The sequence below is a fragment of the Stenotrophomonas sp. YJH_SMC_82 genome (genome assembly GCF_059368875.1).
The window spans coordinates 857,335-869,525 of record NZ_JCAFSE010000002.1; the positions used below are offsets into that span (position 1 = coordinate 857,335).

General features: G+C 67.4%; 11 protein-coding genes. All 11 read left to right on the forward strand.

The window, feature by feature from the left end:
* Positions 1–3 precede the first annotated feature (3 nt).
* Entirely contained in the window at positions 4–909 is a 906-nt protein-coding gene (locus AC5P53_RS11660; RefSeq protein WP_049441179.1) for a LysR family transcriptional regulator ArgP, read from the forward strand.
* 185 nt (positions 910–1,094) lie between these two features.
* The gene (locus AC5P53_RS11665) at positions 1,095–1,541 is read left to right on the forward strand and encodes a GNAT family N-acetyltransferase (protein ID WP_241887230.1); all 447 of its coding nucleotides are present in this window, start codon (positions 1,095–1,097) and stop codon (positions 1,539–1,541) included.
* Between the two features lie 191 nt (positions 1,542–1,732).
* Complete coding sequence (gene mqo / locus AC5P53_RS11670; RefSeq protein WP_046429482.1) at positions 1,733–3,421, forward strand: malate dehydrogenase (quinone); 1,689 nt, start codon at positions 1,733–1,735, stop codon at positions 3,419–3,421.
* Positions 3,422–3,746: 325 nt separating this feature from the next.
* A complete protein-coding gene (locus AC5P53_RS11675) occupies positions 3,747–5,939 on the forward strand; it encodes a TonB-dependent siderophore receptor (RefSeq protein ID WP_075076127.1) in 2,193 nt (730 codons plus the stop codon).
* Positions 5,940–6,120: 181 nt separating this feature from the next.
* The gene (gene mdcA, locus AC5P53_RS11680; protein ID WP_495227379.1) at positions 6,121–7,764 is read left to right on the forward strand and encodes a malonate decarboxylase subunit alpha; all 1,644 of its coding nucleotides are present in this window, start codon (positions 6,121–6,123) and stop codon (positions 7,762–7,764) included.
* Between the two features lie 10 nt (positions 7,765–7,774).
* The gene (gene mdcC / locus AC5P53_RS11685; protein ID WP_014646339.1) at positions 7,775–8,095 is read left to right on the forward strand and encodes a malonate decarboxylase acyl carrier protein; all 321 of its coding nucleotides are present in this window, start codon (positions 7,775–7,777) and stop codon (positions 8,093–8,095) included.
* Complete coding sequence (locus AC5P53_RS11690; protein ID WP_495227380.1) at positions 8,092–9,000, forward strand: biotin-independent malonate decarboxylase subunit beta; 909 nt, start codon at positions 8,092–8,094, stop codon at positions 8,998–9,000. The genes mdcC and AC5P53_RS11690 overlap by 4 nt, the downstream gene beginning before the upstream one ends.
* Positions 9,001–9,002: 2 nt before the next feature.
* A complete protein-coding gene (gene mdcE, locus AC5P53_RS11695) occupies positions 9,003–9,707 on the forward strand; it encodes a biotin-independent malonate decarboxylase subunit gamma (RefSeq protein WP_495227403.1) in 705 nt (234 codons plus the stop codon).
* The gene (mdcG, locus tag AC5P53_RS11700) at positions 9,700–10,341 is read left to right on the forward strand and encodes a malonate decarboxylase holo-[acyl-carrier-protein] synthase (RefSeq protein ID WP_262224968.1); all 642 of its coding nucleotides are present in this window, start codon (positions 9,700–9,702) and stop codon (positions 10,339–10,341) included. Before mdcE ends, mdcG begins: the two co-directional genes overlap by 8 nt.
* A gap of 35 nt (positions 10,342–10,376) precedes the next feature.
* Positions 10,377–11,192, forward strand: coding sequence for a triphosphoribosyl-dephospho-CoA synthase MdcB (gene mdcB / locus AC5P53_RS11705; RefSeq protein ID WP_080355777.1), 816 nt, complete (start codon positions 10,377–10,379; stop codon positions 11,190–11,192).
* Positions 11,189–12,109: a malonate decarboxylase subunit epsilon gene (gene mdcH / locus AC5P53_RS11710; RefSeq protein WP_495227382.1), complete on the forward strand. Its 921-nt coding sequence runs from the start codon at positions 11,189–11,191 to the stop codon at positions 12,107–12,109. Before mdcB ends, mdcH begins: the two co-directional genes overlap by 4 nt.
* Positions 12,110–12,191 lie beyond the last annotated feature (82 nt).

The following is a 12,191-nucleotide window of genomic DNA, read 5'->3' on the forward strand; positions in this document are numbered from 1 at the left end:
TCGATGCGCATCGATCACGCCCAGCTGCGCGCCCTGGCCGCGGTGATCCGCGAAGGCAGCTTCGACCGCGCCGCGCAATCGCTGAATGTCACGCCCTCGGCCATCTCGCAGCGGGTCAAGGCACTGGAGGACCGGATCGGCCGCCTGCTGGTCAAGCGTGGCACCCCGGCCACCGCGACCGCCGAGGGCCAGTTGCTGGTGCAGCTGGCCGAGCAGACCGCCCTGCTGGAACACGATGCGCTGCACCGCATGGGCCTGGCGGATGAGGACCTGCCCCAGGCCAGCATCCCGGTGGCGGTGAACCACGACAGCCTGGAAACCTGGTTTCCGCAGGCCGCGGCGCAGTTCGCGCAGGGTACCGGGACCACTCTGGACCTGCGCGTGGAGGACCAGGACCACACCGTCGAACTGCTGCGCCAGGGCACGGTGCTGGGTGCGGTGACCACGCTGGACGAGCCGGTGCAGGGCTGCCAGATCCACGCGCTGGGCAGCATCCGCTATGCAGCGACCTGCACCCCCGAATTCCGCGAACGCCACTTCGCCAAGGGCGTGACCGCGCAGGCGCTGGCACAGGCGCCGGTACTGGTGTTCAACCGCAAGGACGACATGCAGTCGCGCTTCGCCCGGCGCATGGCCGGCGATGACCTGCCCAGCACCGCACCGACCTGGTGGATTCCGTCCACGCGCGCCTTTGTGCAGGCCAACCTGGGCGGCATGGGCTGGACGATGAACCCATTGCCGCTGGTCAAGCGGCACCTGGATGCCGGCCGCCTGGTCTACGTACGCCAGCGCGCGTGGGAAGACGTGCCGCTGTACTGGCAGCACTGGAAGGGCGACGTGCAGACCATGGCCCTGCTGACCCGCGCCGTGCTGGATGCATCCTCGGCATTGATCCGGCGCAAGCGCTGACGCACAGCGCAAAAAGGGGACGGAGGGGATTAAGTCGCTTAAGGCCAATACGACATCCAAGGCAAATACGGCTTAATCCCCTCCGTCCCCTTTTTCGGGGCTCCATCGGATCTCCATCAAGCCTACACACCGGGTCCATGCGCGATGCGGATACTGGCGGGCCGACCATTACAAGGATGTCCGGCATGCCCGTGTACCTGCGCGATGCCCGCCCCGAGGATGCCGCTGCCTGCATCGATCTGCGTGGGCGCACCCGCGAGAACGCCTTCAGCGCCGAGCAGCTGGCCCAGCTGGGCATCACTGTGGACAGCTGGGCGGCCGGCATCGCCCAGGGCGATTCGATCGGCCGCGTCGCCTGGGAGGGCGAGCGCATGGCCGGCTACTGCTTCGCCGACCGCGACAGCGGCGAGGTGCTGGTGCTGGCCCTGCTGCCGGACTACGAGGGCCGCGGCATCGGCCGCCAGCTGCTGCAGGAAGTGGTCAGCCTGACCCGCGATGCCGGCCACCGGCGGCTGTTCCTGGCCTGCTCGGCCGACCCGCGTTCGCGCTCGCACGGCCTCTACCGCCGCCTGGGCTGGCGCCCGACCGGCGGGGTCGATGAGGCTGGCGACGAGATCCTTGAGCTGGTCTGATCCCACCGTCGCCGGGCATCGCCTGCCGCCCATGTGGCAGCGCCGCGAAACGTCGGATGCTGCGTTGCATCAAAAAAGGACCGGATCCGGTTAGAATCACCGGTGGATGATGCAAGGCGTTGTTTCTTCACGCCCTTTCCCTGCCCCACGCGCATCCTGACCCCTTCCCCTCCGCCAACGATCCCGCCCCCATGAAGAAATTTGGCAAGGCTCTTCTCGCCCTGCTCGTGCTGCTGTTGCTGGCCGCCGCGCTGTTCCTGTACTGGCCGCTGACCCAGCGCTCGGTGCCTGCCGCCAGCAACGACAAGCCCGTCGATGTTGTGCTGGTCGGCGCCGGCATCATGAGCATCACCCTGGCCACCTACCTGCAGGAGCTGCAGCCGGACTGGAACATCCAGGTCTACGAACGCCTCGACGGCGTCGCCGGTGAAAGCTCCGATGGCTGGAACAACGCCGGCACCGGCCACTCGGCGTTCGCCGAACTGAACTACACCCCGGAACTGCCCGACGGCAGCATCGAGACCAAGCGCGCGGTCGGCATCGCCGAATCGTTCGAGGTCTCGCGCCAGTTCTGGTCGCACCAGGTGAAGGAGGGCCGGCTGAGCCAGCCCAGCGACTTCATCAATCCGACCCCGCACATGAGCTTCGTCTGGGGCGATGACAACATCGCCTACCTGCACAAGCGCCAGCAGGCCCTGGTCAAGAATCCGCTGTTCTACGGCATGCAGTACTCCGAGGATCCGGCCCAGATCAAGCAGTGGGCCCCGCTGCTGATGGAAGGCCGTGACCCGAAGCAGAAGGTTGCCGCGACCTGGATGCCGCTGGGCACCGACGTCAACTTCGGCGTGATCACCCGCCAGCTGACCGCCGGCCTGCAGCGCAGCCCGAACTTCAGCCTGCACCTGAACCATGAAGTGAGCGCGCTGCGGCAGAACGCCGACAAGAGCTGGAACGTGACGGTGAAGGACCTCAAGGCCGGCACCGAATCCACCACCCACGCCCGCTTCGTGTTCATCGGTGCCGGTGGCGCCGCACTGAAGCTGCTGCAGATGTCGGGCATTCCGGAATCGAAGGACTACGCCGGCTTCCCGGTCGGCGGCCAGTTCCTCGCCTTCCAGGGCCAGGACGTGACCTCGCGCCATGGGGTGAAGGCCTACGGCATGGCCGAAACCGGTTCGCCGCCGATGTCGGTGCCGCACCTGGATGCACGCAAGCTGGACGGCAAGCCGGTGGTCCTGTTCGGGCCGTTCGCGCTGTACAGCACCAAGTTCCTCAAGCACGGCTCGTGGTGGGACCTGTATTCCTCGGTCACCCACAACAACGTTGGCCCGATGCTGGAAGTGGGCAAGGACAACCTGGACCTGGTGCAGTACCTGATGGGACAGGCGCGCCTGAACGATGCCGACCGCCAGGCCGAACTGGTCAAGTACTTCCCCAATGCCAAGCCGGGTGACTGGAAGCTGGTCACCGCCGGCCAGCGCGTGCAGATCATCAAGCGCGATCCGCTGAAGGGCCCGGTGCTGCAGTTCGGTACCGAGATCGTGACCGACAAGGACCACACCCTCGCCGCCCTGCTCGGCGCGTCGCCGGGCGCGTCGACCTCGCCGCCGATCATGCTTGACCTGATGGCCAAGGCCTTCCCGGAGCAGATGAAGGCCGGCTGGGAAACCCGCCTGCGCGAGATCGTGCCGTCGTACGGGCGCAAGCTCAACGACAGCGCCGCGCTGGTCAACGAGATCCGCACGCTGACCAGCCAGACCCTGCAGCTGCCCTACCTGGAGGTGCCGGTGGACGCGAACGCGGCATCGCCCGCTCCGGCGGCGGTTCCGGCGCCGGCCAAGGAAAAGCGCAACGCCAACGAGGAACTGCAGGCGCTGTAAGCCCGCAGGTTCCCTTCGATGCAGACGGACGGCCACCTTCGGGTGGCCGTTTGCGTTTGTGCAGGTTACGCCTGTAGAGCCGAGCCCATGCTCGGCTCCGGCAAAAAGCAGCCGAGCATGGCTCGGCTCTACAGAAAGCGATGCCCCGTGCCGGGAACCCTGCGCACAATGACGCGAATTGTAATGTTGTTAAGAATTATTTACATTTGCGTCCTGCGCAGTGACCGCGCCTCGCCCCAGACGGACCTGACCGTGCCCGAAGCCGCCGCCCCGGGTGCTGGACGACTGTTGCCGCCCCTCCCCGCCTCCACGCTTCGAGCCCACCATGTGCCTGACCTTCGATAACCGCCTGCCCCGCCGCGCGCTGCTGCCGGCTGCCCTGCTTTCGTCTTTGACCCTGCTGGCCGCGCCCAGCGCGTTCGCCGCCACTGATGGCGCTGCCGACGCCAAGACCCTGGACCGGGTGAGCGTGCGTGCCGAACAGTCGGCGCCGCCGGCCAGTACCACGCGCCTGCCGATCACCCTGCAGGAAACCCCGCAGTCGGCCACCGCGATCAGCCTGCAGCGCCTGCAGGACGAATCGCTGTTCAGCATCAACGATGTGATGCGCAACGTGACCGGCGTCAGCGTGTCCTTCTATGACACGCAACGCCCGCTGTACTACGCGCGCGGCTTCGCCATCACCGACTTCCAGGTCGACGGCATTCCCACCTACAGCGGCTCGACCAACCAGGAGTACGACACCGCCTTCTACGACCGCATCGAAGTGATCCGCGGTGCCAACGGCCTGCTCAGTGGCGCCGGCGTGCCGTCGGCCACGGTCAACCTGCTGCGCAAGCGCCCCGGCAAGGAATTCGACGCGTCGTTCGCGGTCAGCGCCGGTAGCTGGGACTACCGCCGCATGGAAGCCGACGTAACCGCGCCGCTGACCGCCGACGGCCGCTTCCGCAGCCGCGTGGTCGCCGCCTACACCGATCGTGGCCTGTATTACGACCGCTACAAGGAAAACAAGATGGCCGGCATGGCGGTGCTGGAAGGCGATGTCACCGACAGCACCACGGTTACCGTCGGCTACCAGACCCAGGACAACAACCCGACCGGTTCGACCTGGGGCACCGTGGCGTTCTTCGACAACCAGGGCAACTTCGCCCATCTGGCGCGCTCGACCAACCTGTCGCCGAAGTGGAGCTACTGGAAGCGCGAAAGCAATACCGCCTTCGCCAACCTGGAACAGCGTTTCGGCGACCACTGGCTGCTGAAGATCAACACCGCCTACACCCGCGGCAACGTGCAGAACGTGCGCCTGTACGGCACCGGCAACCCGGACCCGGTGACCGGCGCGGGCATCTACCTGCGCGCGGCCGCCGGTGATTCGAAGGACACCCGCCGCAATGTCGATGCCTACCTGACCGGCAGCTTCCCGCTGTTCGGCCGCGACCACGACCTCACCGTCGGCGCGCAGTGGTCGGACCTGGAAGGCACCACCAATACCGTGGCGCTGAACTTCCCGGGCGACTGGGCGACCTGCGGGCGTGAGCGCTGCTACTACATCCCCAACGTGTTCAACTGGAACGGCGACATCTCCGAAGTGACCTACACCCGCACCGGCGCACGCCGCGTGGCCAAGACCACGCAGAGCGGCGTCTACCTGGCCACCCGCCTGCGCCTGGCCGAGCCGCTGTCGCTGATTGCCGGTGCGCGCCTGAGCCGCTGGGAAACGCTCAGCCGCTCGTACAACGCTGCCGGCGCCTATACCGGCACCAGCGGTGCATACAAGGTGAGCGATGAGGTCACTCCGTACGTGGGCCTGGTCTACGAGATCACCCCGAACGTGTCGGCCTATGCCAGCTACACCGAGATCTTCAATCCGCAGAACTACAAGGACCGCAACGAGAACCTGCTGGCACCGGTGCAGGGCTCGAACCTGGAAGCGGGCATCAAGACGCAGTGGTTCGATGGCCGCCTGACCGCCAATGCGGCGGTGTTCGAGGCCAAGCAGGACAACTACGCGGTGCGTGACATGAGCGTGCCGGAAGGTACGCTGAGCGACGGCAGCTCGGCCTATATCGGCATCAACGGCACCAAGGCGCGCGGTTGGGAGATGGACGTCAACGGCGAGATCCTGCCGGGCTGGACGGTCAATGCCGGCTACACCCGCGTCAAGGTGACCCGCGCCGCCACCGACCTGCTGTACGCCAATCCGCCCAAGGACCTGCTGCAGCTCAACACCCAGCTGCAGCTGCGCGGCGCGCTGGAGCGACTGAGCATCGGCGGTGGCCTGCAGTGGCAGAGCCGGGTGCAGGGCTACAACATCGCCTACCCGCTCGGCGGCACGGTGACGGTGAACCAGCCGGCGTATTCGCTGGTGCAGTTCAACGCCAACTACCGCATCAGCGACAACTGGACCGCGACGCTGAGCGTGCGCAACGCGCTGGACAAGACCTACTGGGCCAACCTGGACTACAACAACTTCGGCGAGCCGCGCTTCGTGTCGGCCAGCCTGCGCTGGAAGTTCTGAGCAAACGACGGGTGCAAGGTGGGTGCCGACCGTTGGTCGGCACGCCCTCCGCCACGACCACGGTCGTGGGCTACCTGAATGGGCCCGTCTCCGTGCGGGCCTTTCCTTTTGCTGCACTGCAGGTTGCACCCTACGCCGTAATTATGCCGTAATTATTCCAACACCCGTCGGAAGCCGGTCAATGAACCCGAGCTGGGATACGTTGGAACGCAGTCGCCAGGCCCGCCTGGAACGTGCCGCGCCGTGGGCCCGGGAACGCGAGGTCGCCGCCGGCGACGTAGGCGAGCTGCTGCATGCACTGCTGGAGCCCGGCGACAAGGTCTGCCTGGAGGGCAACAACCAGAAGCAGGCCGATTTCCTCGCCCAGGCCCTGGCCGATCTTGATCCGGCCCGCGTGCACGACCTGCACATGGTGCAGTCGGTGCTGTCGCTGCCCTCGCATCTGGATGTATTCGAGCGTGGTATCGCTTCGAAACTGGACTTCTCGTTCTCCGGCCCGCAGTCGGTGCGCCTGGCCAACCTGGTGGCTGAAGGGCGCATCCAGATCGGTGCCATCCACACCTACCTGGAACTGTTCGGCCGCTACTTCATCGACCTGACCCCGCGCGTGGCCCTGGTCGCCGCGCAGGCCGCAGACCGGCACGGCAACCTGTACACCGGCCCGAACACCGAAGACACGCCGGTGATCGTCGAAGCCACTGCCTTCGGTGGCGGCATCGTCATCGCCCAGGTCAACGAGATCGTCGACACCCTCCCCCGCGTCGACATTCCCGCTGACTGGGTCAACTTCGTGGTGCAGGCGCCGAAGCCGAACCACATCGAGCCGCTGTTCACCCGCGACCCGGCGCAGATCTCCGAGATCCAGGTGTTGATGGCGATGATGGCGATCAAGGGCATCTACGCCGAGTACGGCGTGAACCGCCTCAACCATGGCATCGGCTTCGATACGGCGGCCATCGAACTGCTGCTCCCCACCTACGCCGAATCGCTCGGGCTGAAGGGAAAGATCTGCCAGCACTGGGCGTTGAACCCCCACCCGGCACTGATTCCGGCGATCGAATCGGGCTTCGTCAGATCGGTGCATTCGTTCGGTTCGGAACTGGGCATGGAGAAATACATCGCCGCGCGAGGTGATGTGTTCTTCACCGGCGCCGATGGCTCGATGCGTTCCAACCGCGCGTTCTCGCAGACCGCCGGCCTGTATGCCTGTGACATGTTCATCGGCTCCACCCTGCAGATCGACCTACAGGGCAACAGTTCCACTGCCACCCGTGACCGCATCGCCGGCTTCGGCGGTGCACCGAACATGGGCTCGGACGCACGCGGCCGCCGCCATGCCAGCGAGGCCTGGATCAAGGCCGGGCAACAGGCTGCGCGCCCGGGCGAAATGCCACGCGGGCGCAAGCTGGTGGTGCAGGTGGTGGAAACCTTCCGCGAGCACATGGCACCGGCCTTCGTCGAACGGCTCGATGCCTGGGAACTGGCCGAGCGCGCGCAGATGCCGCTGCCGCCGGTGATGATCTATGGCGACGACGTCAGCCATGTGCTGACCGAAGAAGGCATCGCCAACCTGCTTTTGTGCCGCACCCCTGAGGAACGCGAACAGGCGATCCGCGGCGTGGCCGGCTATACCGCCGTGGGCATGGGGCGCGACCGCGCGATGGTGGAGAACCTGCGCGACCGCGGCGTGATCCGCCGTCCCGATGACCTCGGCATCTCCGTGCGCGATGCCAGCCGTGACCTGCTGGCGGCGCGTTCGGTGAAGGACCTGGTGCGCTGGTCCGGCGGCCTGTACGACCCGCCCAAGCGCTTCCGCAACTGGTAAGGGGCTGAGCATGGAAACCCTCGACTATCGATTCGAAGGGCACACTGCGGTGCAGTTTCCGCGCGACGCGGTGCTGGTCGGCGTGCTGGCCTCGGGCAACCTGGAAATCCTGCTGGAGCCGGCCGCACTGGACGGCGCGATGACGGTGCGCATCATCACCGCCGCGAAGGGTTTCGGCAGCGTGTGGCAAGCGGTGATCAGCGACTTCGCACAGCGTCATCCGCTGCGCGATGTACGCATCTCGATCAACGATGCCGGTGCGACCCCGGCGGTAGTCAGCCTGCGCCTGGACCAGGCCGTGGAAACCCTGCGTGCTGGAGATCCACGATGAACCGGAGGCAGCGCTACAGCTACTACGAAGCCGATGCGCGCGAGCGTATCGCCAGCCTGGTCGATGCCGGTTCCTTCAGGGAATTCCTCGGCCCGGCGCGGCGGATGATGAGCCCGCACCTGGCACAGCTCGACCAGCCCGCGGCGTTCGACGACGGCATCGTTGTCGGCGAAGCCACGCTGCGTGGCCGACGCGTGCTGCTGGCCGCGCAGCAGGGTGAATTCATGGGCGGCGGCGTGGGCGAAGTGCACGGTGCCAAACTGACCGGGCTGCTGCGCCGCGCAGCCGAAACACATCCCGAAGGCGTGCTTCTGCTGCTGGACACCGGTGGTGTGCGCCTGCACGAAGCCAATGCAGGGCTCATCGCCATTTCCGAGATCATGCGCGCCACCCTGGACGCGCGTGCAGCGGGTGTGCCGGTGATCGCGCTGATCGGCAGCGGCAACGGCGCCTTCGGCGGCATGGGCATCGTCGCCCGCTGCTGCAGCACGGTCATCATGTCCGAAGAGGGGCGCCTGTCGCTGTCCGGCCCGGAAGTGATCGAAACCGTGCGCGGCGTGGAAGAGTTCGATTCCCGCGATCGCGCGCTGGTCTGGCGCGTAACGGGAGGCAAGCACCGCTACCTGATCGACCAGGCACAGGTGCTGGTGCCCGATGCCATCGAGGCCTTCGCGCAGGCGGCCAGCAACGCGCTGCAGCCTGATACCAGTAGCACCGATCCGGATACTGCACTGGCTGCGCTGCAGGAACGCCATGCGGCATTGAAGGCGCGCGTGCAGGCCTGGGGCGATTGCCGCGATGGCCTGGAGATCTGGGCCCGCCAAGGCATCGCAGCCCCCGAGCGACTACCGCTGCTCGACACCGATGAGTTCCTCATCGCCACCGCCGACCGGAGCCTGCCATGAGCATGCCGTTGCAGAACCTGCTCGATGCCCTGTTCCCGCATGGGCATGCCATTGCGGTGAACGATTCGGTGCTGACCGGCAGCGCCACCACCGAGGATGGCGAGGTGACCGTGATCGGTACCGCCGACAAACTTGAAGTCGGCGTGGACCACGCACTGGCACTGGCCGAAACCGTGCTTGCCAGCACCGGCGCACATCCACAGCGACCGATCGTGATGCTGGTGGATACCGCCGGACAGCGCCTGGCGCGGCGCGACGAACTGTTGGGCATCAATGGTTACTTTGCGCATCTCGCGCAGACGCTCGATCTGGCACGCCGCCGTGGTGCGCGCCTGGTCACCCTGGTCTACGGCGAATCGGTCAGCGGTGGCTTCCTGTCATTCGGCCTGATGGCCGACCACATCCACGCCCTGCCCGACGCACAGGTGCGGGTGATGGACCTGCGCGCGATGGCACGGGTTACCAAGCAACCGCTGGAGAAGCTGCAGGCGCTCAGCCAGAGCTCGCCGGTATTCGCGCCGGGCGTGGCCAACTACGTGGCGATGGGTGCGGTGGACTCGTTGTGGGAAGGCGATCTTTCCCAGCACCTGCTGCAGGCCCTGCGCACACCCGCCGAAGGCGACCGACGTGCCGCACGCGGCGCACAGCGCGGCGGTCGCGCCCTGGCGGCAGCGGTTTCGACTGCGGTGGCCCACGGCGATGCCTGAGCGGCCCGCCCGCCACACGCTGGCCTGGCTGTCGGCCGATGCCGACTGGCGGGCTGACGTGACTGGACACGAACCGCGCCTGGCAGCATGGTTCGCACAGGGCCTGCCAGCCATGGTGGCACGCAGTGCGGCGGGTGATCCCGACCCGCGGCTTCGCCTGGGGGTGCCGCTGCCGCCAGGCGAAGGCAAGCAACGGCTGGCGCTGCGCGTGGCCCTGCAGGACATCCAGCACCTGCAGCCTCCCCCTGCCCTGGATCAGATTCTCGCCGGCGGCGTTCCGGCTGATTGGCAGGCGGCACTGCAGGCAATGCTGCGGCTTGCACCGGCCCGCGTGTTCGGCGCCTTCGCCTGGCAGCACCTCAGCGGTCTGCCCTATGTGCACGCACGCTCGGACATCGACCTGCTGTGGCAGGTGGGCGACGCGCGCCAAGCCGACCTGCTGGTCGAGCGCCTGCAGCACTGGGAAAGCGCCTTCGGGCATCGGGTCGATGGCGAACTGTGCCTGGTGGATGGTGGCGCGGTGAACTGGCGCGAATACGCCGGGCGCAGCCGCGAGGTACTGGTCAAGCGCCTCGATGGTGCCGCACTGGAACTACGTGATGCGTTGTTCGCCTCCACCGGGGTGAGCGCGTGAACGCCCTCGTGCAACCGGCGGTCAGGCCAGCTGCCGTGGACAGCGCGCGTCTGGGGCGCCTCGCCATCGCCAGCCTGCACGCCGAACTGGCCCTTGCACCCAAGCCAGGGTTGGTCACCCCCTTCGACAGCGGCAGCCACCACGACATGGACGCCGGCACGTTCCTGCGCAGCCTGTTCACGCTGCGCCACTACTTCATCGCCGTGGCCTGCCTCGGTGCAGCCGAGGCGGACTTCAATGCCTTGCGCCGGTGTGGCATCTCCGCCGAAATCGCGATGCTGCGCGCGACCGCCGGCATCAACACTCATCGCGGCGCGGTCTTCAGCCTTGGCCTGCTGGTCGCGGCTTCCGCTGCCTGTCGGGGCCGCGCGGGCGGTGCCATCGCAGCCGAGCAGGTCTGCCAGGAAGTGCGCCGCTGGGCTGCCGAGCTCGCCGGCGCACCACTTGATGCGAACAGCCCTGGCCAGCGCGCGCGCGCACGGCACGGCGTGCAGGGTGTGCGCGAACAAGCGGCCGCCGGCTACCCGCTGCTGCGCGAGGTGGCACTGCCTACACTGCGCCACGCGCTGGCCAGCGACCTGCCACGCGAGGCCGCGATGTGCCAGACCCTGGTGCAGCTGATCGCGTGCGTGGATGACCTCAACCTGCTGCACCGTGGCGGCGCCAACGGCCTGCGCTGGGCCCAGCAACAGGCGCGAGGCTTCCTCGATGCCGGTGGCGCCTTCGTACCCGGCTGGCAGGCACGCCTGCACAGCATCGGTGATGGATTCGTCGCACGCCGGCTGAGCCCCGGCGGCAGTGCCGACCTGCTGGCCTGTGCCTGGTTCCTGCTGCAGCAGGAGGTCGCATGAGCCTTGCCCTGCTCTGCCCCGGCCAAGGCGTCCAGCACGCGGAGATGTTCGAACGCGTGCGCGATCTTCCGGCCGCACGCCACATCCTTGATCTGGCCAGCACGGTGCTCGGACGCGATGTATTTTCCGCCGCTGGGGCCGAAGACCGCTTCGACAATGCGCAGGCGCAACCGCTGCTGTGCGCGGCCAGCCTGGCGCAGTGGCAAGGACTGCGCGACTGCGTGCCAGCGCCGACGCTGATCGCTGGCTACAGCATCGGCGAGCTCGCCGCGCACGCCATTGCCGGCAGCTTCGATGCGGCCACCTGCCTTGCCCTTGCGGCGCAGCGCGCGCGATTGATGGACAGCGCCAGCCCCGCCGATGCATGCCTGCAGGCGGTGCTTGGCCTGGAACGCCATGTACTGCAGCCGCTGTGCGATCTGCACGGTGCGCACGTGGCCATCGCCAACGGGCAGGACCATTTCATCGTGGGCGGCACGCACGCCTCGTTGCAGCGGCTGGCCGATGCAGCGCGGGCGCAGGGCGCGGACATCCGTCTGCTGCCGGTGCGCGTGCCCGCACACACACCATTGCTGGCGGCGGCGGTCGCACCGTTCGCTGCCGCACTCGATGCATCGCCACTGCAGGCCCCACGCCTGCCGCTGCTGGCCGGCATCGATGCGCGACCGGTGCGGGACCGCGCAACGGCAGTCAACACGCTTTCGTTGCAACTGGCGCAGACCATCGAATGGGCGCAGGTGATGCGCCAGGCCTTCGAGCGCGGCGCGCGGGTATTCCTGCAGTTGGGCCCGGGCAACGCGCTGGCGCGCATGGTCGCGCCGGCCTATCCGTGCTGCGAGGTGCGCGCGGTGGAAGAGTTCCAGAGCCTTGAAGGCGCGGCGGCATGGGTCCGCAGCGCGCTGGAACGGCTGCAGTAACGGGTTCGAGCAGTACGTATCACGCAACACGCCGTACGTCGCCTTACCCCGGGATGGCGGGTCTCCATCCGCGCTGTACGTG